Genomic DNA, 23,796 nt, shown 5'->3' on the forward strand with positions numbered 1-23,796 from the left:
TCTGTTGTTTGAGCTGACGCCTTCGCGAGCAAGCCCGCTCCCACACTGGATCTGTGTCGTTCACAAATCAAATGTGGGAGCGGGCTTGCTCGCGAAGAGGGCATCAAATTCCCCGCATTAACGGTTACTTGTCGATCTGGTCCAGCGCGTCCTGCAGTTCTTTGCGCGACTCGGCGAGCTTATCCTTGCGCTTGTTGATCTTCTCCGGATCGCCTTTCTTCATCGCCTTGTCGAGATCCGCCTGACGCTTGCTCACTTCGTGCTTGGCTTCCAGCACCTTGTTTTCGCGTTCTTTCTTCAGGCCAGCATCGGTGCAGTTCTTCGTCACTTCATCCAGAGCGGTTTGCAGACCGGCCTGCTGATCGGTGTTGCCCCGGGATTTCGCCTGCTCGAGCTGATTGATGATGCCCTGCTTCTTCGCGGCGCAACCGGTCAGGCCCGGTGCATCTTCGTCAGCCATCACAGGCGCGGCCAGAACGCCACAGAGAGTCAGCAAGGCAAGCGGTGCAAGAAATTTCATAAAAGCTCCATGTGCAAAGGCAGTCGGGTCGGGGGCACTGCGCTGTTTGAGCGTCTGACGGCCCTTGGGTTCCCGGCTGCCGGGGGATTGCGTGATCAGAAACCGTCGATTCCGGCGGCGCGTAATGTGTCACTCAGGGCCAGCACCTGCGGGTCGCGGAAGAATGCGCTCAATTGCGCCGCGCGGCCCGGGCCGATTCCGGCTTCTGCCTGCCATTGTTCGGTGTCGCGTTGTGCCAGCGCCTGCCACGAGTCGGCCAGTTGTGCCTGCCCCGTCGGCGGTAAACCCAATGCTTTGAGCCACTGGGTGAACGGCCGTTGGCGGGCGCTGTGAAAACTGTTGATCAGACGTGTGCTGCTGCGTTCGCCGAAGCCGGCAATGTTAGCAAGCTCTGGCTCGTCGAGGGTCAACCAATCCAGCAGGTTGTTCAGGCGGCCTGTTTCCAGAAGTTTCTCCCAGGTGCCGCGCCCGACATTCTGCAGCGCCAGCCCCTGCTTGCCACTGAGCCAGGTCAGGCGCGCGAGAAACTGGCTTTCGCAACCGGGTGTCGGTTGCCAGCAGCTCAAGGCGTGGAAGTCGCGCGTGTCGGGAATGTCGAGGGCGGCCCGTTCGGTGGTGCGCAACACCACACTGTCGAGTCGTGGAATCGTCAACCCGGCCAGGCTGATTGCCACTTGATCGCCGGGGCGGATATCCAGCGCCTGCCAGCGCTTGAGTGAACCGGCACTGACGCGTCTGATCTCGCGGTCATCGAGCATCACCGGCGACAACTCCAATACCGGGGTGATGCGTCCGCTGCGGCCGACTTTGAAATTCACTTTGCGCACCTCGGCCAGCGCTCGGGAAAACGGGTATTTCCAGGCGACGGCCCAGTAGGGCGCGCTCGCCTGCCAGCGCTCAGCCGGTGGGCGCTGGCTCTGGCGCAAGACAATGCCGTCGGTGGCGAAGGGCAGGGGCGATCGATACCAGTGCTCACGCCACTGCTGCGCCTCTTCAAGGTTGGCGATGGCCTGACTGAATGGCGCCGTCGTGGCGAAACCCAATGTCTCCAACGTCGACATTCTTTCGGGCAGACTCGCCGGCCCCTGCGGCCAGTCCCAGACGAACAAACCGATCCCGGACGCCTGTTCTGCGCTCAAGATTTTACGGCTCATCAGCCCGGCAACGGTGGCGCGGGCGTTGACGCTGCCGGCGCTGGCTTGCACATGCTGATTCAGGCGCCAATAGAGCTCGCCCTGCACCAGCAGGTCCAGCGGTTGGGTCAGTTGTTGCGGAATGGCAGCGATCTTTTGCGCCGACGCTGTCCAGTCCTGACCGCTGATCCCGTCGCCGCGACTGATCGCCTGCTGCAACAGGCCGCGACGGTAAATCAGCGTGACCGCCACACCATCGACCTTGGGTTGTACCCAGACATCCTGCCGATCCTTTAACCATGCTTGAACGGCGGCGGCTTGGTGAAGCTTGTCCAGACCGGTGTGGGCGATTGGATGCGCGACGGAGCCAGTCGCGCTGCGCGACGGTTCGGGCGCTGGGGGCTGCTGGAAGCACTGGCGCCATTCGATGAGCCGCAGGCGCGATTGATCGTAGAGCTCGTCGGCAATCAGCGAGCGGCCTTGGCGGTGGTAGGCGTCGTCCCATTGGTCGATCTGTTTTTGCAGGGCGGAGATTTCAACTTGCGCTTTGCCGAATGGCCAGTCGGGGCAGGCTGCATGGGCGATCAGAGGGGTGAAACTCAGCAAAAGAACTGAAAACAGGCGCAGCGTGACAAGCATTTTGAGCGTCCTTGCTCAGGGGGAATGCTTTAAGGCTAGGCGAGGATTCAGAGAGGCACCGGGTGGGTGTTTTGCATCGTGTTTCCGTGCCCATACAGGGGGCGCATGGGCCGGCCTCTTCGCGGGCAAGCCCGCTCCCACAGGGCTCTTTATTGATATTGGAAGGGTATTTCAGGCATGAAAAAGCCCCGCACGGCGTGAACCGTGCGGGGCTTTTTTTGCAGCCGGGGAGGGCTTACAGACCAGCAGCGGAACGCAGAGCGTCGGCGCGGTCGGTTTTTTCCCAGGTGAAGGTGGAGAAGGTGTCTTCGCCAACAGTCTTGGTCTGCGGAGCACGACCGAAGTGGCCGTAGGCTGCAGTTTCCTGGTACATCGGGTGCAGCAGATCCAGCATGGTGGTGATTGCGTATGGACGCAGGTCGAACACTTCACGCACCAGTTTGATGATCTTGTCATCGCTGATCTTGCCGGTACCGAAGGTGTTCAGCGAGATCGAAGTCGGCTGAGCGACACCGATGGCGTAGGACACCTGAATCTCGCAACGCTCGGCCAGGCCGGCAGCGACGATGTTCTTGGCAACATAACGGCCAGCGTAGGCAGCCGAACGGTCAACCTTCGATGGATCTTTACCGGAGAACGCGCCACCGCCGTGACGGGCCATGCCGCCGTAGCTGTCGACGATGATCTTGCGACCGGTCAGACCGCAGTCACCTACCGGGCCGCCAATGATGAACTGGCCGGTCGGGTTGATGTGGAACTGGGTGTCTTTGCTCAGCAGTTCTGCAGGCAGCACGTGCTTGACGATCAGCTCCATCACGCCTTCGCGCAGGTCTTTGTAGGACACTTCAGGGTTGTGCTGGGTCGACAGAACAACGGCGTCGATACCGACCACCTTGCCGCCTTCGTAACGGCAAGTCACTTGCGACTTGGCGTCCGGACGCAGCCACGGCAGCAGACCCGATTTGCGGGCTTCGGCCTGGCGCTGTACCAACTGGTGCGAGAAAGTGATCGGCGCTGGCATCAGCACGTCGGTTTCGTTGCTGGCGTAGCCGAACATCAGGCCCTGGTCGCCGGCGCCCTGATCTTCAGGCTTGGCACGGTCAACACCCTGGTTGATGTCAGGGGACTGCTTGCCGATGATGTTCATCACGCCGCAGGTCGCGCCGTCGAAGCCGACTTCGGAACTGGTGTAGCCGATGTCGCAGATCACGTCACGAACGATCTGCTCCAGGTCAACCCAGGCGCTGGTGGTCACTTCACCGGCAACGATGGCAACGCCGGTCTTGACCAGAGTTTCCACGGCCACACGTGCGTGTTTGTCCTGGGCAATAATGGCGTCCAGCACCGCATCGGAAATCTGGTCGGCGATTTTGTCCGGATGTCCTTCAGACACGGACTCGGAGGTGAAGAGGGAGTATTCGCTCATCTCGATGTTTTCCTGAATTTACCGATGGTGAGTGTCGCCAGCCGGTCGCTGAAAGTGGCGAACCTGGATCTGGAAACCATTACGTAAGCCTACATAGAGGCTTTCCCCGGGAACGAGTCCCGCAGCGGTGGCCCAACGGGCCAAATCGTCCTGTTCAAACCCCAACCACAGATCACCGCAGGCCTCCCTGGCCCAACTCTGGTTGTGGCTACATAACTCTGTCACGAGCAGGCTACCGCCCGGTTGCAGCAGGCCGGCCATGTGCTTGAGCGCTTCGGCCGGCGCGGCGAAATGGTGCAACACCATGTTCAGTACCACGCAATCGGCCTGAAGGCTGGTGCCATTCAATGCATCGGCCAATTGCAGGCTGACGTTAGCCAGCCGTTCACGTTCACATACCTGACGCGCCAGTTCGAGCATCGCCGGGCTGTTGTCCAGCGCGGTTACGGTGCCGAAGCGGCGGGCCAGTTCCGGCAGGAAAGCACCATCGCCGGGGCCGACTTCAATGGCCGTGGCAGCACCATTGAAGTTCAGTTTGTCGAGCAGGGCCAGCACACTGTCACGGTACTGCGGCAGGCCTGCGATCAAGTCTTGCTGGGCGCGGAATTTCTCCGCAACCCGGGTGAAGAAGTCCTGACTGGCGGCTTCGCGTTGTCCGTGGACCTGGGCGATGCGCGTCTGCACGTCGTCCGGCAGCGCCAGATTGTCGACTTCTTCTAACAATGCGGCGTGCAACTTGCCGCCCAGCAATTCGGTGTGGGGCAGGGCGCGGCGATAGAAAATCGCGTTACCTTCACGGCGTGTCGCCACCAGATCGGCCTGGGCCAGCACTTTTAGGTGGTGGCTCATGCCGGACTGACCGATGCCGAAAATCTGCGCCAGCTCCAGTACGCCGAACGAGTCGTTGGCCAGCGCGCGCAATACATTCAGGCGCAGTGGGTCGCCACCGGCCTTGCACAGGGCCGCCAGCTCGTCGCAGTCGTCATGGCGAATGGAAGGCACGCGTAAGTTCATGGGGCAGCAGTCTAGTGACGGTGGGAAATCGCCGCAAGGGCAATATCAAAAAGTTTTGATATTGCTCGATAGATGGCACTTCTCCCTGGCTGGTTAACTCTACAAACGAACAGCGGAAAGGTTTCACCAGACGAAACCGCCGTCCAGCACGGGAAAAACGCCCTCGGATGACTATCTGTCATTGCCCCGAGGCGCTCCGGTGAGGGAAAATGCCCTCCTTTTTTCCGTTTCAATCTATTCACACCCAGGAGATCAGCGATGCCTAGCCGTCGTGAGCGTGCCAACGCCATTCGTGCCCTCAGCATGGATGCCGTGCAAAAAGCCAACAGCGGCCATCCCGGTGCCCCTATGGGTATGGCAGATATCGCCGAAGTACTTTGGCGCGACTACCTCAAGCACAACCCGAGCAACCCGTCGTTCGCCGACCGTGACCGCTTCGTGCTGTCCAACGGCCACGGCTCGATGTTGATCTACTCGCTGCTGCACCTGACCGGTTACGACCTGTCGATCGACGACCTCAAGCAGTTCCGTCAACTGCACAGCCGCACCCCGGGTCACCCGGAATTCGGTTACACCCCGGGCGTCGAGACCACCACCGGCCCGCTGGGTCAGGGTCTGGCCAATGCCGTCGGTTTCGCCCTGGCGGAAAAAGTCCTGGGCGCGCAGTTCAACCGTCCTGGCCACAACATCGTTGATCACCACACCTACGTGTTCCTCGGTGATGGCTGCATGATGGAAGGCATTTCCCACGAAGTCGCTTCCCTGGCCGGTACGCTGGGCCTGGGCAAGCTGATCGCCTTCTACGATGACAACGGCATCTCCATCGACGGTGAAGTCGAAGGCTGGTTCACCGATGACACCCCGAAGCGTTTCGAATCCTACAATTGGCAGGTGATCCGCAACGTCGACGGTCACGATCCGGAAGAGATCAAGACCGCCATCGAAACCGCGCGCAAGAGCCCGCTGCCGACCCTGATCTGCTGCAAGACCACCATCGGTTTCGGTTCGCCGAACAAGCAGGGCAAGGAAGACTGCCACGGCGCCCCACTGGGTGACGCGGAAATCGCTCTGACCCGTCAGGCGCTGAACTGGAACCACGGCCCGTTCGAAATCCCTGCAGACATTTATGCCGAGTGGGATGCCAAGGAAAAAGGTCGCGCTGCCGAAGCCGAGTGGGATCAGCGTTTCGCTGCTTACTCCGCGGCGTTCCCGACCGAAGCCAACGAGCTGATCCGTCGTCTGAGCGGCGAACTGCCGGCTGACTTCGCGGAAAAAGCCTCGGCCTACATTGCTGAAGTGGCGGCCAAAGGCGAAACCATCGCCAGCCGTAAAGCCAGCCAGAACACCCTGAACGCGTTCGGCCCGCTGCTGCCGGAACTGCTCGGCGGTTCGGCTGACCTGGCCGGTTCCAACCTGACCCTGTGGAAAGGTTGCAAAGGCGTCAGCGCTGAAGACGCCAGCGGCAACTACATGTACTACGGCGTGCGCGAATTCGGCATGACCGCGATCATGAACGGCGTGTCCCTGCACGGTGGCCTGGTGCCTTACGGCGCGACCTTCCTGATGTTCATGGAATATGCGCGCAACGCGGTGCGCATGTCGGCGCTGATGAAGAAGCGTGTGATCCACGTCTACACCCACGACTCCATCGGTCTGGGCGAAGACGGCCCGACGCACCAGCCGATCGAGCAACTGACCAGCCTGCGGACCACGCCGAACCTCGACACCTGGCGTCCAGCCGATGCCGTTGAATCGGCAGTGGCCTGGAAAAATGCGCTGGAGCGTAAGGACGGCCCTTCGGCGCTGATCTTCTCGCGTCAGAACCTGCAGCACCAGGAACGCGATGCCGACCAGATCGCCGACATCAGCCGCGGTGGCTACGTGTTGAAGGACTGCGCAGGCGAGCCTGAGCTGATCCTGATTTCCACCGGTTCGGAAGTCGGTCTGGCCGTTCAGGCCTACGACAAGCTGACCGAGCAAGGCCGCAAGGTGCGCGTGGTTTCCATGCCTTGCACCAGCGTGTTCGATGCGCAGGACGCCGGCTACAAGCAATCGGTTCTGCCGCTGCAGGTCAGCGCACGTATTGCGATCGAAGCGGCTCACGCCGACTTCTGGTTCAAGTACGTGGGTCTGGAAGGTCGCGTGATCGGCATGACCACTTACGGCGAATCGGCTCCGGCTTCGGCACTGTTCGAAGAGTTCGGCTTCACCCTGGACAACATCCTGGGTCAGGCTGAAGAGCTGCTGGAAGACTGATCCAGAAGTTGCGTCGTCTGGACTGACGCCTTCGCGAGCAAGCCCGCTCCCACAGGGGGATTTGTTGTGTGACACAAACAGTGTGCACAACCCTGATCCAATGTGGGAGCGGGCTTGCTCGCGAAATCGTTGGTTCAGACACCACTGCAATAACGGAATCAAACGGTAATCGAGAACCCCATGCCTCAACCGCGTCCCTACAAAGTTGCACTCAACGGCTACGGCCGGATTGGTCGTTGCGTCTTGCGTGCGTTGTTCGAGCGTGGCGAGAAGGCCGGGTTTGAAATTGTCGCGATCAACGATCTGGCGGACATGGCCAGCATCGAATACCTGACACGCTTCGACTCCACCCACGGCCGCTTTCCCGGCGAAGTGCGAGTAGAAGGCGATTGTCTGCATATTAATGGCGACTGCGTGAAGGTCCTGCGCAGTGCCACCCCCGAAGGCATCGACTGGGCGGCGCTGGGCGTCGACCTGGTGCTGGAGTGCTCCGGCGCCTACCACACCCGCGAAGACGGCCAGCGTTTCCTCGACGCCGGCGCGCCACGCGTGCTGTTCTCGCAACCGATGGCCAGCGAGGCGGATGTCGACGCCACCATCGTCTTCGGCGTCAATCAGGATTGCCTGACTGGCGATGAACTGCTGGTGTCCAACGCCTCCTGTACCACCAACTGCGGCGTGCCGCTGTTGCGTCTGCTGGACAAGGCGATCGGCCTGGATTACGTGTCGATCACCACGATTCACTCGGCGATGAACGATCAGCCGGTGATCGACGCCTATCACCACGAAGACCTGCGCCGCACTCGTTCGGCGTTCCAGTCGGTGATCCCGGTGTCCACTGGTCTGGCACGTGGCATCGAGCGTCTGCTGCCGGAACTTGCCGGGCGAATTCAGGCCAAAGCCGTACGCGTGCCGACGGTCAACGTGTCCTGTCTCGACATCACGATGCAGACCGCCACCGCGACCGATGCCAACGAGATCAACCGGATCCTGCGCGAAGCCGCCACCAACGGCCCGCTCAAAGGTCTGCTGGCCTACACCGAGTTGCCGCACGCCAGCTGTGATTTCAACCATGACCCACATTCGGCCATCGTCGATGCCAGTCAGACCCGTGTTTCCGGCCCCAAACTGGTGAACATCCTGGCCTGGTTCGACAACGAATGGGGTTTTGCCAACCGAATGCTGGACGTTGCAGACCACTATCTGCAAACAGCGATTTCAAAAAAACCTGCTCTCTAAGAACAGTTACTCAGGAAGTGCGACCCATGACCGTGTTGAAGATGTCCGACCTCGATCTGCAAGGTAAGCGCGTATTGATTCGCGAAGACCTCAACGTCCCAGTCAAGGACGGTGTTGTCACCAGCGATGCGCGTATCCTGGCTTCGCTGCCGACCATCAAGCTGGCTCTGGAAAAAGGTGCGGCGGTGATGGTGTGCTCACACCTGGGCCGTCCGACCGAAGGCGAGTTCTCCGCCGAGAACAGCCTCAAGCCAGTCGCTGACTACCTGAGCAAGGCCCTGGGCCGCGACGTGCCGCTGGTGGCCGATTACCTGGGCGGCGTTGACGTCAAGGCCGGCGACATCGTGCTGTTCGAAAACGTGCGCTTCAACAAGGGCGAGAAAAAGAACGCTGACGAGCTGGCCCAGCAATACGCCGCCCTGTGCGACGTGTTCGTGATGGACGCCTTCGGCACCGCGCACCGCGCAGAGGGTTCGACCCACGGCGTGGCCAAGTTCGCCAAAGTCGCCACTGCCGGCCCGTTGCTGGCCGCTGAGCTGGACGCACTGGGCAAGGCGCTGGGCGCACCGGCCAAGCCAATGGCTGCGATCGTTGCCGGCTCCAAGGTGTCGACCAAACTCGACGTACTCAACAGCCTGAGCCAGATCTGCGATCAACTGATCGTCGGTGGCGGCATCGCCAACACTTTCCTCGCCGCTGCCGGTCACCCGGTCGGCAAGTCGCTGTACGAGCCGGACCTGCTGGACACCGCGCGTGCCATCGCCGCCAAGGTCAGTGTGCCGCTGCCGGTGGACGTGGTGGTTGCCAAGGAATTCGCTGAAAGCGCCGAAGCCACCGTCAAGCTGATTGCTGACGTTGCCGCTGACGACATGATTCTGGACATCGGCCCGCAAACCGCGGCCAACTTCGCCGAACTGCTGAAATCGTCGAAAACCATTCTGTGGAACGGCCCGGTCGGCGTGTTCGAGTTCGACCAGTTCGGCAACGGCACCAAAGTGCTGGCCCAGGCCATCGCTGACAGCGCCGCGTTCTCCATTGCCGGCGGTGGCGACACCCTGGCGGCCATCGATAAATATGGCGTGGCCGAGCAAATCTCCTACATTTCCACCGGTGGCGGCGCGTTCCTCGAATTCGTCGAAGGCAAGGTGCTTCCGGCCGTTGAAGTCCTGGAAAGCCGGGCCAAGGCCTGAGGCCGCCCGTTTGGCCAGGCAAAGGAGTGTTCAGATGGTCAAGTCGTTAGCGCTGTTGTTGCTGACCGGTACGCTGGCGGCCTGCGGGAGTAACCCGAAGGCCGAGGCCACGCCTGCACCGGATGCGGCACAGAAAGGCTGCTATCAGGCCGACTGGCAGGCCGAAACCAACCCGGTGCTGAACAAGCGCTCGGGGCCGGACGGTCTGGACAAATACGAGACGCAAACCCCGGCCAAGGAACATGGTTGTCCTTGACCGGTCTGACTCTTTAACTCAGGGCTGGCGGCGTTGGCTGCCAGTCGAGGAACACGGATGAAAGGCTTGATCGCCATTGCGGCGTTGGCATTGTTGGGCGGTTGCGCGCAGATGAACCTGTTTCAGTCGTCCGCGCCTGCGGACAGCTGGACCACCTGGACCTGCGACAGCCAGGCCAAAGTGCTGTGGCGCTACGCCGATGCCGGCCAGAAGGAAGTCGATGTACGGCTGGGCGGCGGTGACCAGGTCTATCGCCTGAAAGAAGAGCCGGGCGCCTCGGGCGTGCTGTACAGCGACGGCATGCTGGCGTTTCACGTCAAGGGTGACGAAGGCCTGGTGTACTGGGTCGCCACCAATGACCTGATTGGCCGCGGCTGCAAGGCCGAGTAAGACGATTGAATTGATTCACATAGATCCAAAATGTGGGAGCGGGCTTGCTCGCGAAGGCGGTGGATCAGCTTGCATCAATGTTGAATGTAAATCCGCATTCGCGAGCAAGTCGAATCGTCGCACCGCCGCTCCCACAGGGTTCTCTGTTGTTCACAAGATTTTGGTAACACCGAATCACCAGACCGGGCTTCGACCCCCGATCTGCAATCACTTGAATAGCCGCCGCCGCTCCGGCAGGCTGGCACGATTAATGACCCTCAACCGGGAGAGACACACACAATGGCACTTATCAGCATGCGCCAGATGCTGGACCACGCAGCCGAGTTCGGCTACGGCGTTCCAGCCTTCAACGTCAACAACCTTGAGCAGATGCGCGCCATCATGGAAGCCGCTGACAAGACTGACTCCCCGGTGATCGTCCAGGCTTCGGCCGGCGCTCGCAAATACGCCGGCGCGCCATTCCTGCGTCACCTGATCCTGGCCGCGATCGAAGAATTCCCGCACATCCCGGTGTGCATGCACCAGGACCACGGCACCAGCCCTGACGTCTGCCAGCGCTCCATCCAGCTGGGCTTCAGCTCGGTGATGATGGACGGCTCCCTGGGCGAAGACGGCAAGACTCCGACCGACTACGAATACAACGTCCGCGTTACCCAACAAACCGTCGCCATGGCTCACGCCTGCGGCGTTTCGGTTGAAGGCGAGCTGGGCTGCCTGGGTTCGCTGGAAACCGGCATGGCCGGTGAAGAAGACGGCATCGGCGCCGAAGGCGTTCTGGATCACAGCCAGATGCTGACCGACCCGGAAGAAGCCGCTGACTTCGTCAAGAAGACCCAGGTCGATGCCTTGGCCATCGCCATCGGCACCAGCCACGGCGCCTACAAGTTCACCAAGCCACCTACCGGTGACGTGCTGGCGATCGACCGCATCAAGGAAATCCACAAGCGCATCCCGAACACTCACCTGGTGATGCACGGTTCCTCGTCGGTTCCACAAGAGTGGCTGGCGATCATCAACCAGTACGGCGGCGACATCAAAGAAACCTACGGCGTACCGGTTGAAGAAATCGTCGAAGGCATCAAATACGGCGTACGCAAGGTCAACATCGACACCGACCTGCGCCTGGCATCCACTGGTGCAATGCGTCGCCTGATGGCCACCAACCCGAGCGAATTCGACCCACGTAAATTCTTCGGCGCAACCGTGACGGCGATGCGTGATGTATGTATCGCTCGTTATGAAGCGTTCGGTACTGCCGGTAATGCTTCGAAGATCAAGCCGATCTCGTTGGAAGCGATGTTCCAGCGTTATCTGAAGGGTGAGTTGAACGCCAAGGTGAACTAAGTCCGGGCGTTGAGCTGCTGTTATGAGAAACCCGCCGAGAGGCGGGTTTTTTGTGGTCGATGATTTTTTGCGTAATCCCTCTATCCAAAGGTTCGGGAAAATGGTGCTGCTGACTGCTCAATGGCAGTAATCACATGAGCTGCTTGCTCCCGATACTGGGAGTAGCGCTTAAGTACTGTTTCTACTGCGTTGAGCAAGTTCTGAATGCGCTCCCTCGGCCGCTCGATCTCACAGGTGTGTGCGAACTCCAGGAGTCCTTGCCGTGAGGCAAACATTGACTTGTTTCCGACCAGATCCAGCGCTAGAACATCTTCCGGGATATAGGCGGTGGTGTTGACGATGTCGTACGCCGGAGAGAGGTGCGCATCACGTTTTGTCGGGTCGGAATAGAGCAAGCCGAAGTTTTTCAAATGAGCGTCGCCATTCCCGACAATGCAACTTAGGGCGACGCTATCGAAGAGCTGATCAAGAGAGCTGCGCAGATTTTTTGCCGGGCAGAACAGACGAATCGCCTTGGCGATAGCTGCATAACTCTTGCTGTACTTCTGGCTTGCCGATAACCCCATCAATACCGCCATGTCTTCAAACCCGAGCGGGTTGAGCTGATCGTCGCGGTCAAAGCGACGCATGACAAACAGCTGGGCATTATCGGAAAGGTAAAACGGTGGAACGGGAATGCCAGCTTCTTTGGCAATGGACATGCAAATGAACTCGTTGATCGCCAGGCCGGGAAATTCGTCGCGGCCACTTTTGATGATCAGATCCGAGGTCTTCGATGTCACTCGTGGCTGGGCGGTTTCTTGTCGTTCAGGCACCAATACCTTGGGTTGAACGCCAGAAATCCCTGCTCGCAGGATGTAGCGGTCAAGCATGTCAGCGAAGATATCTTCGGTACCATCCCAAGTCAGAATTTCTTCAAGTTTTTCGCCTGGAAAATGGTGCTCCTCCAACAGGGCGTCTACTGTTTCAGATCGTACCTGAACCCGGCCAATGGGCGAGGTGCTGCCGGTCAGTGCCAGCAACAACATCGGGTCGACATTCACAGTCTTCGCCAAGCGATTGCGTAGTTGTTCCAGCACGTAGCCTTCTGGCAGGTTCATCTGAAAAACAGGGTGAAGCTCGAGCCGTCGGAATTCTTCATGCCTGACTGGCATCGACAAGCTGATGGCCATCTCGGGTAACGCATCTTCGTGATAACGGAAGGTGTAGTTCCCGGTATCGCTGAAAAGCCTGCCGCTAGCCCCTTCAGGTGTACTCACTTTGAGCGAGGTCATTTTCATTCAAACAAGTCCCCTAGCTCTTCAAGTGTCGGCATTGCTGCTGGAATGACAGCGAGTTCACAATCCAGAGCACCTAACACTCGCGCATAGGCGACGATCCCGACGGACAGGGTGCCTTTCTCTACGGCGATGACTTTGTGGCGCGTCAGGCTCGCAAGTTCGGCAAGCTGTGCTTGCGTCAGGCCGCGGCTCAGGCGTCTTTCGCGAATCTGGGTGCCTAGTCGGCTGATTAACAAGGTGTGATCCATGTTCTATTACCGCTACATTTGTCGTTGAATGTAGCGTATACGGGACATTTTATCCATGTGGGTTATTTGTCGCCCCCACCGGGTGGGGCACGGTTCCCTTTGGTTGCTATCTGAATAGCCAAGCGCTCATCCACCAATCGACGGCGACATTAAAGAAACCTACGGCGTACCGGTTGAAGAAATCGTCGAAGACATCAAGTACGGCGTGCGCAAGGTCAACATCGACACCGACCTGCGCCTGGCATCCACTGGCGCAATGCGTCGCCTGATGGCCACCAACCCGAGCGAATTCGACCCATGTAAATTCTTCGGTGTGACCGTGACGGCGATGCGTGATGTGTGTATCGCTCGTTATGAAGCGTTCGGTACTGCCGGTAATGCTTCGAAGATCAAGCCGATTTCGTTGGAAGCGATGTTCCAGCGTTATCTGAAGGGTGAGTTGAACGCCAAGGTGAACTAAGCCAGGGCGTTTGATCGCGTAAATGAAAAACCCGCCGAGTGGCGGGTTTTTTTGTGTGAGTTTGTCATTGTGAACAAATTAACGGCTGGCGGTTAAAAATGTCGTTAAAAAAGATTTTTAAATCTTCTCTCGATAAGCCCGATATGTGTGACATTTTCCCCGCACGTGATGTGGTCGAATGCATAGTTATTTTTGAGAGAAAAATAAATTTCGTTAACGACTGCATAAATTGTTTTGCTTATTTCGAAATCGTATAAAGAACTGTCATTTCTGACAGGTGATTTAAAATTTATTGCAGCCTATCGTCTCAATGCAATCAGAGAGGAAGTAACGATAAATATATTTATCCCTCCCTTTACTGATTTTGTTCCTTCTATGTAATGGAGAGATTGATATGTCAAGCATTGATGTCCGTGAGAAATTTAAAAAGCATGAGCTCAGTGGCGAGGTCAGCTGTATCTTGTATGGCAAGGATGGCGAAAGTGGCGAAGATAAAGCTGAGTATAAATCTACCCATCTTTATGGAGATTACTCTGACAACGTTTATGTGCATGCAAGTAGCCATACTGAACATCGTTCAGAAGATATTTGGTTTTTATTCTCCAAGGATCTTATTCCAGGTACATATCACTTTTATCCCAACCTCCCCAATGTAGTTGATTTTGTATGCGACGCGCGATATGCCCCTGCGTGGAGGCCTCAATCTGGATTATTCGTACTGGAAAAAAATAGCTCTGGAGTTGTTAAAGGAGAGTTTAGGTTTCATGAGGAGCCAGGGAATAAGGGGTTCGCAGTTTCGGATGGTAAGTTTTTTATAAATTTCCCTGCTTCTGTTTCGTAGGAAAGGGCGGGAAAGGAGAGCCAGGTGTCTAGTCCTGAAATAGGTTTAAACCGTTTCAAGACTAGACACCCCTTTGATCTCATCACGTAGTTGATCCCCTGTGGGAGCGGGCTTGCTCGCGAATACGGTGGGTCAGCAACATTAATGTTGAATGACGGTCCGCATTCGCGAGCAAGCCCGCTCCCACAGGATTTTGGGTAGGTCTTGAGGCCGCCGATATCACTTGTTGTGATCAATATCCAGCTTGGTAAACGTCACCTGCCCACCTTCACTGGTATACCCGGTGTTGTCCTGCACATACACCCCGGCCTTGAAGTACAGCGGCTTGTTGCGCCACGTCGCGCTGATTTGTGAATCCCACTGATAACCCGCTGCGCTCACGCCCAGTGCACCGCCGGGGCTGAGGTGGATCAGGTAGTTGAATTCGCGGTCGAGTTTGATGCCGGTGGCGAGGGTGATGACGCGGCTTTCGTCGTCATCGGGGTGCATGCGTACTTTGATGACGAGGTTGCCGGTTTCGGTCTTGGTCTTGTACTGGTATTCGAGTTTGACCATCGGCTTTTGGCTTTCATACGCGTGGATCTGGCCGATGACGATTTTGCCGGAGCTGGGCACCTTGTTCACCGCGAGGGTTGCGCGCAAGGTGTTGTCGGCGTCCGGGTAATACCAGTTGCGCAGGGTGCCGTTGCTGAAGGTTTCGCGCAGTTCGGTGCGCGGGTAGATGGCGTTTTCGGTTTTTGACCCGGTCACCGGTGACCAGAAAAACAGGGTGCCGGTGTCGGAATGGAAGTACTGATCCTTGAAGCCATTCACCAGTTTGGAGGTTTCGACGGTGTACGGCGGACTGCCGACGGGAACGCTGAGGTTCCAGGTTGCGAGATCGATCATGTCGGTTCTTCCACTCAATTCATCCTGAACGCGAGTGCCAGAAGCTCTAGCCCGCGCCTTTTCGGGCGGCAGTTATAAGCGTAGAGGAGTTTTTTGTTAACGCCCGTTTGGCAGATGATTGGCGTCAACATCCTGTCGAAATGCCATCTGTGCCGGTTTTCGGGGGCTGCAGGGGTGACCGTTAGTCGGTAAGTCGCCGCTTTGGCTAAATGATGGCGGCGTGACAGCTTCTGCTTTCACAGATCCGCGACTAGAGTGATGGCTCAGTAACTGTACGGTTTTCCCAAGAACCGGCCGATAGTCCGACAAGAGATGTCCCGACAAGAGAAGCAGCATGGAATGCGCGCAACCCCAGCCAGGTGAAGGCAGCTCTGTCCTTTTGATCGTTGATGATTACCCTGAAAACCTGATCAGCATGCGCGCGTTGCTGCAGCGTCAGGATTGGCACGTCATGACCGCCGCCTCCGGCTTCGAGGCGCTCAATTTGCTGCTTGAACACGACGTCGATCTGGTGCTGCTGGATGTGCAGATGCCAGGCATGGACGGTTTTGAAGTCGCGCGGCTGATGCGCGGCAGCCAGCGCACACGCCTCACACCGATCATTTTCCTTACCGCCAACGAACAGTCCCAGGACGCCGTGATCAAGGGCTACGCCAGTGGCGCGGTGGATTACCTGTTCAAGCCGTTCGATCCGCAGATCCTCAAACCGAAAGTCCAGGCGTTGCTCGAACACCAGCGCAACCGCCGCGCCTTGCAGCGCCTGAGTCATGATCTGGAGGTCGCGCGGGCCTTTAATGCCTCGGTGCTGGATAACGCGGCGGAAGGAATATTGGTGCTCGGCGAGGACGGCTTGATCCGCTTCGCCAACCCGGCGATTTCGCGGCTGCTGAATGCGCCGGTGAAAGAGCTGGAGGGCAAGGAATTTCTCGATTATCTGCAGAAACCGCACATCCCGTTGTGGGCTGATTCCGAGCTGTTGGCCGGCTATAAACGCGGTGAGACCTTGCGTCTGCACGATGCGTTGTTACGCACGGCGCCGGGGCAGCAGGTGCCGGTGGCGTTGTCATGCGCGCCGTTGCCGCCCGAGCAGCGGGCGATGGTGGTGACGGTGCTGGACATGTCAGTGGTGCGTCACCTGCATCAGCAGCTGGAATTTCAAGCGGTCACCGATCCGTTGACCGGTCTGCTCAATCGCCGGGGCTTTTATCAGACGGTGGAAAACCTGCTGCTGCGCGGTGAACGCAGCGACAGCAGTTGGGTGCTGCTGTATCTGGATCTCGATGGCTTTAAACGGGTCAACGATTCCCTTGGCCACGATGCCGGCGACCGGGTGCTGCGCTGGGTCTCCGAGCAGTTGAAGGCGTGCTTAAGGCCGTTCGATATTCTCGCGCGCATGGGCGGTGACGAGTTCACGGCGTTGCTCGATCTGGAGTTCCCCGAGCAGGCGGCGAAGATTGCCGAGAAGCTCATCGAACGGGTGTCGATCTGTCAGCAGATCGAAGGGCTGGACATCGCCCTCGGCGCGAGCATCGGCATCGCCACCTACCCGGACTGCGGCTCGAACCTCGACGGCCTGCTGCGCGCCTCCGACATTGCCATGTACGAAGCCAAGCGCGCCGGGCGTCAGCAGTATCGTTTTTACGATCACGAAATGAACGGCCGCGCCCGCTCTCGGCTGATGCTTGAAGAGAGCGTGCGCAACGCCATCGAGAACCGTGATTTCAATCTGGTGTATCAGCCGCAAGTGGCGATCGACAGCGGGCAGATCCGCGGTTTCGAGGCGCTGCTGCGCTGGCAGCATCCGAGCGTTGGCGATGTGCCGCCGGGGCTGTTCCTGCCGTTGCTGGAAGAGGCACGGCTGATCAGCCGGCTCGGCAGCTGGATCTATCATCGCGGCGCCGGCCAGCGCAAAGCTTGGGAAACCCTGTTTGCCGAAGACCTGGTGCTCGGTGTGAGTTTGAGCAACACCCAGTTCGGTCTGCCGAACCTGGTCACCGAATTGCGTCAGGTGCTTGAGCGGCACGCGCTGGAGCCACGGCAACTGGAGGTGGAAATCACCGAAGACGCGCTGATGCACAACCCCGACGAGACCCGCAAACAGCTGCGCCTGCTGCGCAATCTCGGGGTGCGGGTGGCGCTGGATGATTTTGGTTCGGGGCCGTGTTCGCTGGCGCATCTGCGTGATCTGGAGCTGGACACGCTCAAGCTTGATCGACACCTGATTGCGCGGCTGCCGGATTCGACGCGCGACGCGGCGCTGGTCAGCAACGTGATCAATCTGTGTAAACAGTACGGCTTGCTGGTGATCGCCGAAGGTGTGGAAACCATCGAACAGTATCAATGGCTGCAAGCGCATGGCTGCGAATACGTGCAGGGTTTCCTGGTGGCGCGTCCGCTGACCTCCGAAGACGCCGCCAGCTTCGCCGAGCCCTTCGACTGGAGCGCGCTGCCGGTTTGAATTCGTTACACTGGCGCTCTTTTCGAACCGTATTGCCGTGCCCATGACTGCGTTGAAATACCTCCAGGCCTATCCCGCGCAATTGCAGGATCAGGTGCGCCAACTGATCGCCGAACAGCGTCTGGGTGACTACCTGAGCCAACGCTATCCGGGGCGTCACGATGTGCAGAGCGACAAGGCGCTGTACAGCTACGCGCTGGACCTGAAGCAGGAATATCTACGCAACGCACCGGCCATCGACAAGGTGCTGTTCGACAACCGCCTCGACCTGACGCACCGTGCGCTGGGCCTGCACACCACGGTCTCAAGGGTGCAGGGCGGCAAGCTCAAGGCCAAGAAAGAGATTCGCATCGCCTCGTTGTTCAAGGAGGCGGCCCCCGAGTTCCTTAAGATGATCGTCGTGCACGAACTGGCGCACTTCAAGGAATCGGATCACAACAAGGCCTTCTACAAATTGTGCGAACACATGCTGCCGGGGTATCACCAGGTCGAGTTCGATCTGCGGGTATACCTGACGTGGCGGGATCTGCAATAGCCGCAACAAGGAGCGGGTAGATGGACGTCAGCAAGACCAAAAGCAGCTTTTACCGGCGCCTGTACGTGGCCTACCTGATCGACAGCGGCCTGGCCCCAAGCGTCCCGGCGCTGACCGAAGTGACCGGCATGCCCCGGCGCACGGCGCAGGACACGATCGCCGCGCTGGCGGATCTGGATATCATCTGTGAATTCGAGCAGGAAGAGGGCGCGCGCAATCATGCCGGGCGCTATCGGATTCGCGAGTGGGGGGCGATTGATCGCGGTTGGATCGAGCGTAATCTGCGGCAGATCAAGGCTGTGCTGGAGTATCCCTGAGTTTTGCAGTGTTTGAGCTGACGCCTTCGCGAGCAAGCCCGCTCCCACAGTAGACCGAGTTCCTCCAGATGGAATGCGATCAAAATGTGGGAGCGGGCTTGCTCGCGAAGGGGCCCTCAAGGACGACGCATGCCTATGTGCGGAATGTCATCCTCCAGATACTCCTCACCCGCCACCACAAACCCGTACCTGCCGTAATACCCCTGCAAATGCGCCTGCGCCGACAGATAGATCGGCACCTGCGGCCAATGCTTCCCGGCCTGTTTCAGCGCGTGTTCCATCATCACATGCCCCAGCCCTTTGCCGCGGCCCTGCGGCGCGATGATCACGCGGCCAATCACCACGTCACCGCTCTGGGACTCGGGATCAAGCAGGCGCAGATAGGCCATCAACTGATCATCTTCCCAACCCATGAGGTGATGGGTGTCGCCGCCCAGATCCTGGCCGTCGAGGTCCGGGTAGGCGCATTTCTGTTCGACCACGAACACTTCCGAGCGTAGTTTCAGCAGTGCGTACAACTCTTCTTTGCCCAGATCACTGTGATGCTTGCAGACCCACTCGATTGTCATCTTCCGACTCCTTGAACTCCGTCGCCCGATACTAAGCGCACAGGCCCTGGATGTCTGTATGGCGGAACAGTCTGTGACAAAGGTCAAAATGCCATCATTCCTTTCTCGCGATAGCGGCTGCTTTGTGTAATCTGCTGGAAAGCGCTGTGCACTGGCTTCAATGAGCTACTGTTAGGGCCTGGGTTTCGCCGGTAAGGGGCCTTGGGGTTTTGACTGAAAACACGCTGGGCAGCCCGCCCGCTAAGGATTTTCAAGCATGCCGCGACTGCATCGAGCCTTTGCTTTGATCGGATTGCTCTTGCTGGCCCAAGCCGCCTCAGCGGAGAAGTTGCGACTGGTGTTTGATATCTGGCCGCCCTTTACCGATGACACGCTGGTCAACGGTGGTCTGGCCACCGACATCGTCAGCACCGCGCTGGCGCGGGCCGGTTATGCCAGCGACTATGAACAGGTACCTTGGGCGCGGGCACTGCTGGGGGTGGGCGAAGGACGATACGACGTGCTGGTCAACGCCTGGTACAACGACGAACGGACCAAAATCGGCCAGTTCTCTGGCGAATACCTGCTCAACCGCATCCGCTTTCTCAAGCGCAAGGACACGCCGCTGGAGTACGGCAGCCTGGAACAACTGCACACCTACCCGGTGGCGGTGGTGCGCGGTTATGCCTACTCGCAGGCGTTCGATGCCGATACCGCGCTGGAGAAAGTCCCTGTGCATAACTTCGCCATGGCCGTGCGCATGCTGGCGGCGGATCGGGTCAAGCTGACCCTGGAAGATGAATACGTCGCGCGCTATTACCTGGCCCGCGAATCAGCCAAAGTGCGCAACGCCGTGGAGTTTCTGCCCAAGCCGCTGAGCGAGAACAGCCTGCATATTCTGGTGAGTCTGAAGAATCCGCAGCATGAGCAGATTGTGGCCGGGTTTGACAAGGCGATTGCGGCGATGAAGGCGGATGGAAGTTATGACAAGTTGCTGAGGCAGCATGGGATGTAGAAGCTGATCCGGAATTTGTTAAGTGGCTGATGGCCCTATCGCGAGCAGGCTCACTCCTACAGTTTGAAATGCGTTCCCTTGTAGGAGTGAGCCTGCTCGCGATGGCGTCTGATCAGCCGCCGCTGACCTCACTGGTGTCCTTGATCAGGTGCGCCGCCAACGTCCGCAGCGGCCCCAACTGCCGGCATATCAGCGCCAGTTGAGTCTGCACCAGTCGCTGACCTTCATCGATCTCGTCGGGCATCTGCTCCAGCTCATTGGCCAGCGCTTCTTCTTCGTCACTCTGAATCGCCACCGGTTGCTTGTTCGCCAGGCCCTGGGCGATGTCGTCGATGCTCGCGGCCAGTTTCACTCCGGCGCCGTCGATCAGCTGTTCACGCACGTCTGCCGGTAGCTGCGTTTCGCGATGCGCGCCCAACCCGGAGAGGTAGCTGAGCAGGGTGTGCGACAGCACCAGAAAACGGAAACCGACGTCCGCTTCCTTACGGAAATGCCCCGGCTCCATGAGCATGTTCGCCAGCGTTGTCGACAGCGCCGCATCGGCGTTATGTGCGTTGCGTCGGGCCAGGCGATAGGCGAGGTCGTCGCTCTTGCCGGCGGCGTATTGCTGCATGATCTGGCGCAGGTAGATGCTGTTGCAGGTCAGGGTGTTGGCCAGCACCTTGTTCAGGCGTCGGCCCTGCCAGTCCGGCAGGAACAGGAACACCGTCAGGCCGGCGATCAGGCTGCCGAGCAGGGTATCGAACAGGCGCGGCAGGAACAGCCCGTAGCCATCGCCGATCTGGTTGAAGCAGAACAGCACCATGATGGTGATGGCGGCGGTCGCCAGGGTGTAGCGCGTGGTGCGGTTGGTAAAGAACACCACCCCGGCGGCGATGGCGAAGCACGACTGCACCAGCGGGTTGGGGAACAGATCGAACAGCGCCCAGGCCACGGTCAGGCCGATGGCGGTGCCGAGAATCCGCTGCCCGAGTTTGCGCCGGGTCGCGCCGTAGTTCGGTTGGCAGACGAACAGGGTGGTAAGGATGATCCAGTAGCCCTGCGACGGGTGAATTAGGTGCACCATGCCGTAGCCGATACTCAGCGCCAGCGGCAGGCGCAGGGCGTGACGGAACAGCAAGGACGTCGGTGTCAGCTGGGTGCGCAGACGAATCCACACGTCCTTGAGGTTGCGTGGCGAGCGATCGAGCAGGCTGCTGTCGGTGGCGTCCGCCAGGGCGTCGGGGTTGCTGGCGTCGCTGAGCAAGCGGTCGAGGGTGCCGAGGTTGGCGGCCAGTGCGCGCAGCGAACGCAGGAGGCCGCGCCACGCCGGATTGCTCTGGATGCGCAGGTGTTCAAGGGAGGCATCGAGGTCAGTCAGTGCTTCGGCAAAACTGGCGTCGTAGACGAACGGCTGGCGCATCTGGATCGATTCGGCCAATGCGCGGCAGGCCTTGCCCTGCTGGCGCAACAAACGCTGGCAGCGGAACAGCACGTCGCTGTGGAAGAACGCATCGGCCAGCGCGTTGTACGGATAGTGCGAAGAGCTGGCGCGTTCGTGGATGTCCTGGGCGAGGAAATACAGCTTCAGATAACGGCTGACTTTCGAGCCCGGGCGGCCGTTGCCGACCCGGTGCAGAATGATTTCCTTGGCACTGTTCAGCGCCGCTACCACTCGACCGTTCTGCTGCGCCAGTTCCAGTCGCCGGCCTTCGACGTCCAGTTGGCGGATCGGCTCGAACAGCGAGGCTTTCAGCTTCAGATAGAAACCCAGTTCACGGAACAGCCGCGCCAGACTCTGCTGCACCGGCTGGTTGGAAAACATCGCTTGCCACAGCACCGACAGCAGGCCGTACCACGCGGCCCCCGCCACCAGCAGCATCGGCTCGTGCCAGAAATCGGTGACCGCGCCGCCGCGCTGATCCACGCCGATCATGGTGTAGACCGACAGAATCAACGTCGCCGAGGCGATCGCCCCGTAACGCTCGCCGAGCGCGCCGAGCATGGTCAGGCCGAAGCTGGCCAAGGCCAGGGCGATGGCGAACACGATGGGGTAGGGGAAGAGCAGCTCCACCGACAGCGCGGCGATACTGAAACACACCAGTGTCACTGCCAGTGCGTTGAGGCGGCCCTGCCAGCTGTCGTCGGTCTCGGCCAGGGCGCTGGCGATAATCCCCAGGAACAACGGGATCAACAGGCCCATTTCATCCTGATACCAACACAGCGCCATGCTGCCGGTCAGGGCGATGAACACCCGCACGCTGTAGCTGAATTTATCCAGCGCCCACAGGCGCCGCAAAGACTGACGAAACGAGGTCGAGGACATGAAGTGCGAAGGCCTTCCGAGGCGATGCCGCTAAATTGAGCCAGTAATGACGCCGACGCAATGGCGCCGATCACATCTGACAGCAAAAAGTGTTCCTTGATCGCCCGTTCCCCCCCCTGTAGGAGCTGCCGCAGGCTGCGATCTTTTGATTCTGTTTTTTAAGATCAAGATCAAAAGATCGCAGCCTGCGGCAGCTCCTACAGGGGAGTGTTGTTTCGATCAGACGTACTGCGCGGCGGCGTAGCCGGAAGCCCAGGCCCACTGGAAGTTGAACCCCCCCAGATGCCCGGTGACGTCGAGCACTTCGCCGACAAAATACAGGCCAGGGCTTTTCAGCGATTCCATGGTCTTGGACGACACTTCGCGAGTATCGACGCCACCCAGCGTGACCTCGGCGGTGCGGTAGCCTTCGGTGCCGGCCGGGACGACTTTCCAGCTGCCGAGCTTGTCGGCGATCTGCGCCATTTCGGCGTGGGTGTATTGCTTCATCGGTTTGGACACGAACCAGTTGTCCGCCAGCAGGTTGGCCATCTTCTTGGTGAAGATCTCGCCGAGCAGGGTTTTCAGTTCACTGTTCGGGCGTTCGGCCACTTGCTGTTGCAGCCATGCCGCGGTGTCGTGATCCGGCAGCAGGTTGATCTCCACGGTGTCGCCCGGCTCCCAGAACGACGAGATCTGCAGAATCGCCGGGCCGCTGAGGCCACGGTGAGTGAACAGAATGTTCTCGCGAAAGCTCTGGTCGTTGCAGCTGACCAGGCAATCCACCGAGGTCCCGGACAGCTCGGTACACAGTTCCTTGAGCTGGTCGGTGATGGTGAACGGCACCAGTCCGGCGCGGGTCGGCAGCAGTTCATGACCGAATTGCTTGGCGACCTGATAACCGAAGCCGGTGGCACCCAGCGTCGGGATCGACAACCCGCCGGTGGCGATCACCAGCGATTGGCACTGAACCTGGCCGAGGGTGGTGTCGAGCAGGTAACCGCTTTCGAGCTTCTCGATGGTCTGGATCGAGGTGTCGAGGTGCAGCTCGACACCGACCTGATCGCACTCTTCGAGCAGCATGCCGAGGATGTCGCTGGATTTGTTATCGCAGAACAGCTGACCGAGTTTCTTCTCGTGATACGGCACGCCGTGCTTGGCGACCATCCCGATGAAGTCCCACTGGGTGTAGCGTGCCAGAGCCGATTTGCAGAAATGCGGGTTACCCGAGAGGAAATTGGCGGGTTCGGTGTACATGTTGGTGAAATTGCAGCGGCCACCACCGGACATCAGGATTTTCTTGCCGGCCTTGTTCGCATGATCGAGCAGCAACACCTGACGCCCACGCCCGGCGGCGGTCAGTGCACACATCAACCCTGCGGCGCCAGCGCCAATGATCACGACTTCGGTAGAGCGCAAAACGGTGTCCTCTTGGTAGGTCGCTACAAAACAAACTGTGGGAGCGGGCTTGCTCGCGAAAGCGGTGTGTTAGTTGACACATAAGTCGCCTGATAC

At 59.2% G+C, this 23,796-nt stretch carries 21 protein-coding genes and 1 pseudogene; 12 read left to right on the plus strand and 10 right to left on the minus strand.

Features of this window, described 5'->3' with window-relative positions; all coding sequences use genetic code 11:
* Positions 1–124: 124 nt before the first annotated feature.
* The 4 genes from V3W27_RS03405 to V3W27_RS03420 form a co-directional block, all read right to left on the minus strand.
* Positions 125–520: a DUF1090 domain-containing protein gene (locus tag V3W27_RS03405; protein WP_007961884.1), complete on the minus strand. Its 396-nt coding sequence runs from the start codon at positions 518–520 to the stop codon at positions 125–127.
* Between the two features lie 95 nt (positions 521–615).
* The gene (gene ligB, locus V3W27_RS03410) at positions 616–2,292 is read right to left on the minus strand and encodes an NAD-dependent DNA ligase LigB (RefSeq protein WP_330205907.1); all 1,677 of its coding nucleotides are present in this window, start codon (positions 2,290–2,292) and stop codon (positions 616–618) included.
* Positions 2,293–2,527: 235 nt separating this feature from the next.
* Positions 2,528–3,718, minus strand: a complete 1,191-nt coding sequence (gene metK, locus V3W27_RS03415; protein ID WP_027610621.1) for a methionine adenosyltransferase — start codon at positions 3,716–3,718, stop codon at positions 2,528–2,530.
* An 18-nt stretch (positions 3,719–3,736) separates the two neighbouring features.
* Positions 3,737–4,732, minus strand: coding sequence for an ArsR/SmtB family transcription factor (locus V3W27_RS03420; protein ID WP_330205908.1), 996 nt, complete (start codon positions 4,730–4,732; stop codon positions 3,737–3,739).
* Between the two features lie 258 nt (positions 4,733–4,990).
* Between V3W27_RS03420 and tkt the strand changes: the two genes are divergently transcribed.
* From tkt to fba, 6 genes are all read left to right on the plus strand, one after another.
* Positions 4,991–6,988, plus strand: coding sequence for a transketolase (gene tkt, locus V3W27_RS03425; protein ID WP_330205909.1), 1,998 nt, complete (start codon positions 4,991–4,993; stop codon positions 6,986–6,988).
* A 180-nt stretch (positions 6,989–7,168) separates the two neighbouring features.
* Entirely contained in the window at positions 7,169–8,227 is a 1,059-nt protein-coding gene (gene epd, locus V3W27_RS03430; protein ID WP_330205910.1) for an erythrose-4-phosphate dehydrogenase, read from the plus strand.
* Between the two features lie 26 nt (positions 8,228–8,253).
* Positions 8,254–9,417 carry a phosphoglycerate kinase gene (locus tag V3W27_RS03435; RefSeq protein ID WP_330205911.1) on the plus strand — a complete coding sequence of 388 codons (1,164 nt, stop codon included), beginning with the start codon at positions 8,254–8,256 and terminating at the stop codon, positions 9,415–9,417.
* Between the two features lie 34 nt (positions 9,418–9,451).
* Entirely contained in the window at positions 9,452–9,673 is a 222-nt protein-coding gene (locus tag V3W27_RS03440; protein ID WP_007961876.1) for a hypothetical protein, read from the plus strand.
* Between the two features lie 57 nt (positions 9,674–9,730).
* Positions 9,731–10,063 carry an MliC family protein gene (locus V3W27_RS03445; protein WP_047297097.1) on the plus strand — a complete coding sequence of 111 codons (333 nt, stop codon included), beginning with the start codon at positions 9,731–9,733 and terminating at the stop codon, positions 10,061–10,063.
* A 279-nt stretch (positions 10,064–10,342) separates the two neighbouring features.
* Positions 10,343–11,407: a class II fructose-bisphosphate aldolase gene (gene fba, locus V3W27_RS03450; protein ID WP_003229012.1), complete on the plus strand. Its 1,065-nt coding sequence runs from the start codon at positions 10,343–10,345 to the stop codon at positions 11,405–11,407.
* A gap of 80 nt (positions 11,408–11,487) precedes the next feature.
* Here fba and V3W27_RS03455 read toward each other — a convergent pair whose 3' ends face one another.
* Both V3W27_RS03455 and V3W27_RS03460 read right to left on the minus strand, forming a co-directional pair.
* Positions 11,488–12,687, minus strand: coding sequence for a type II toxin-antitoxin system HipA family toxin (locus tag V3W27_RS03455; RefSeq protein ID WP_330205912.1), 1,200 nt, complete (start codon positions 12,685–12,687; stop codon positions 11,488–11,490).
* Entirely contained in the window at positions 12,684–12,935 is a 252-nt protein-coding gene (locus V3W27_RS03460) for a helix-turn-helix transcriptional regulator (protein WP_330205913.1), read from the minus strand. Before V3W27_RS03460 ends, V3W27_RS03455 begins: the two co-directional genes overlap by 4 nt.
* Before the next feature lie 142 nt (positions 12,936–13,077).
* On the opposite strand from V3W27_RS03460, the pseudogene V3W27_RS03465 reads away from it, so the two are divergent.
* Both V3W27_RS03465 and V3W27_RS03470 read left to right on the plus strand, forming a co-directional pair.
* A pseudogene (locus V3W27_RS03465) lies at positions 13,078–13,395 on the plus strand (class II fructose-bisphosphate aldolase); the annotation flags it as partial.
* A gap of 394 nt (positions 13,396–13,789) precedes the next feature.
* Positions 13,790–14,236: a hypothetical protein gene (locus V3W27_RS03470; protein ID WP_330205914.1), complete on the plus strand. Its 447-nt coding sequence runs from the start codon at positions 13,790–13,792 to the stop codon at positions 14,234–14,236.
* A 219-nt stretch (positions 14,237–14,455) separates the two neighbouring features.
* Here V3W27_RS03470 and V3W27_RS03475 read toward each other — a convergent pair whose 3' ends face one another.
* Positions 14,456–15,124: a polysaccharide lyase family 7 protein gene (locus V3W27_RS03475; RefSeq protein WP_027610627.1), complete on the minus strand. Its 669-nt coding sequence runs from the start codon at positions 15,122–15,124 to the stop codon at positions 14,456–14,458.
* A 334-nt stretch (positions 15,125–15,458) separates the two neighbouring features.
* Between V3W27_RS03475 and V3W27_RS03480 the strand changes: the two genes are divergently transcribed.
* The 3 genes from V3W27_RS03480 to V3W27_RS03490 are packed head-to-tail and all read left to right on the plus strand — an operon-like array spanning position 15,459 to position 18,434.
* Positions 15,459–17,582, plus strand: a complete 2,124-nt coding sequence (locus V3W27_RS03480) for a putative bifunctional diguanylate cyclase/phosphodiesterase (protein WP_330205915.1) — start codon at positions 15,459–15,461, stop codon at positions 17,580–17,582.
* Between the two features lie 43 nt (positions 17,583–17,625).
* A complete protein-coding gene (locus V3W27_RS03485; protein WP_003229006.1) occupies positions 17,626–18,117 on the plus strand; it encodes a M48 metallopeptidase family protein in 492 nt (163 codons plus the stop codon).
* A gap of 20 nt (positions 18,118–18,137) precedes the next feature.
* The gene (locus V3W27_RS03490) at positions 18,138–18,434 is read left to right on the plus strand and encodes a winged helix-turn-helix domain-containing protein (protein WP_027610630.1); all 297 of its coding nucleotides are present in this window, start codon (positions 18,138–18,140) and stop codon (positions 18,432–18,434) included.
* Between the two features lie 116 nt (positions 18,435–18,550).
* Here the strand turns inward: V3W27_RS03490 and V3W27_RS03495 are convergent, their stop codons facing one another.
* The gene (locus V3W27_RS03495) at positions 18,551–19,003 is read right to left on the minus strand and encodes a GNAT family N-acetyltransferase (protein ID WP_330205916.1); all 453 of its coding nucleotides are present in this window, start codon (positions 19,001–19,003) and stop codon (positions 18,551–18,553) included.
* Positions 19,004–19,259: 256 nt separating this feature from the next.
* On the opposite strand from V3W27_RS03495, the gene V3W27_RS03500 reads away from it, so the two are divergent.
* Positions 19,260–19,997, plus strand: a complete 738-nt coding sequence (locus V3W27_RS03500; protein WP_330205917.1) for a substrate-binding periplasmic protein — start codon at positions 19,260–19,262, stop codon at positions 19,995–19,997.
* A gap of 112 nt (positions 19,998–20,109) precedes the next feature.
* Here the strand turns inward: V3W27_RS03500 and yccS are convergent, their stop codons facing one another.
* Entirely contained in the window at positions 20,110–22,302 is a 2,193-nt protein-coding gene (gene yccS, locus V3W27_RS03505) for a YccS family putative transporter (RefSeq protein WP_330205918.1), read from the minus strand.
* A gap of 219 nt (positions 22,303–22,521) precedes the next feature.
* Positions 22,522–23,700, minus strand: a complete 1,179-nt coding sequence (locus V3W27_RS03510; protein WP_330205919.1) for an NAD(P)/FAD-dependent oxidoreductase — start codon at positions 23,698–23,700, stop codon at positions 22,522–22,524.
* Between the last annotated feature and the right edge of the window lie 96 nt (positions 23,701–23,796).

The sequence above is a fragment of the Pseudomonas sp. AM14(2022) genome (assembly GCF_036346455.1).
GTDB classification, from domain to species: domain Bacteria; phylum Pseudomonadota; class Gammaproteobacteria; order Pseudomonadales; family Pseudomonadaceae; genus Aquipseudomonas; species Aquipseudomonas putida_A.

Excerpts from the sequence above, each read along its gene's own strand:
- fba (WP_003229012.1), top strand. The coding sequence starts at position 10,343 with ATGGCACTTATCAGCATGCGCCAGATGCTGGACCACGCAGCCGAGTTC.
- ligB (WP_330205907.1), bottom strand. The coding sequence starts at position 2,292 with ATGCTTGTCACGCTGCGCCTGTTTTCAGTTCTTTTGCTGAGTTTCACC.
- V3W27_RS03435 (WP_330205911.1), top strand. The coding sequence starts at position 8,254 with ATGACCGTGTTGAAGATGTCCGACCTCGATCTGCAAGGTAAGCGCGTA.
- epd (WP_330205910.1), top strand. The coding sequence starts at position 7,169 with ATGCCTCAACCGCGTCCCTACAAAGTTGCACTCAACGGCTACGGCCGG.
- V3W27_RS03440 (WP_007961876.1), top strand. The coding sequence starts at position 9,452 with ATGGTCAAGTCGTTAGCGCTGTTGTTGCTGACCGGTACGCTGGCGGCC.
- V3W27_RS03475 (WP_027610627.1), bottom strand. The coding sequence starts at position 15,124 with ATGATCGATCTCGCAACCTGGAACCTCAGCGTTCCCGTCGGCAGTCCG.
- V3W27_RS03495 (WP_330205916.1), bottom strand. The coding sequence starts at position 19,003 with ATGACAATCGAGTGGGTCTGCAAGCATCACAGTGATCTGGGCAAAGAA.
- V3W27_RS03500 (WP_330205917.1), top strand. The coding sequence starts at position 19,260 with ATGCCGCGACTGCATCGAGCCTTTGCTTTGATCGGATTGCTCTTGCTG.
- metK (WP_027610621.1), bottom strand. The coding sequence starts at position 3,718 with ATGAGCGAATACTCCCTCTTCACCTCCGAGTCCGTGTCTGAAGGACAT.
- yccS (WP_330205918.1), bottom strand. The coding sequence starts at position 22,302 with ATGTCCTCGACCTCGTTTCGTCAGTCTTTGCGGCGCCTGTGGGCGCTG.
- V3W27_RS03460 (WP_330205913.1), bottom strand. The coding sequence starts at position 12,935 with ATGGATCACACCTTGTTAATCAGCCGACTAGGCACCCAGATTCGCGAA.
- V3W27_RS03490 (WP_027610630.1), top strand. The coding sequence starts at position 18,138 with ATGGACGTCAGCAAGACCAAAAGCAGCTTTTACCGGCGCCTGTACGTG.
- V3W27_RS03445 (WP_047297097.1), top strand. The coding sequence starts at position 9,731 with ATGAAAGGCTTGATCGCCATTGCGGCGTTGGCATTGTTGGGCGGTTGC.
- V3W27_RS03485 (WP_003229006.1), top strand. The coding sequence starts at position 17,626 with ATGACTGCGTTGAAATACCTCCAGGCCTATCCCGCGCAATTGCAGGAT.
- tkt (WP_330205909.1), top strand. The coding sequence starts at position 4,991 with ATGCCTAGCCGTCGTGAGCGTGCCAACGCCATTCGTGCCCTCAGCATG.
- V3W27_RS03405 (WP_007961884.1), bottom strand. The coding sequence starts at position 520 with ATGAAATTTCTTGCACCGCTTGCCTTGCTGACTCTCTGTGGCGTTCTG.
- V3W27_RS03420 (WP_330205908.1), bottom strand. The coding sequence starts at position 4,732 with ATGAACTTACGCGTGCCTTCCATTCGCCATGACGACTGCGACGAGCTG.
- V3W27_RS03480 (WP_330205915.1), top strand. The coding sequence starts at position 15,459 with ATGGAATGCGCGCAACCCCAGCCAGGTGAAGGCAGCTCTGTCCTTTTG.
- V3W27_RS03470 (WP_330205914.1), top strand. The coding sequence starts at position 13,790 with ATGTCAAGCATTGATGTCCGTGAGAAATTTAAAAAGCATGAGCTCAGT.
- V3W27_RS03455 (WP_330205912.1), bottom strand. The coding sequence starts at position 12,687 with ATGAAAATGACCTCGCTCAAAGTGAGTACACCTGAAGGGGCTAGCGGC.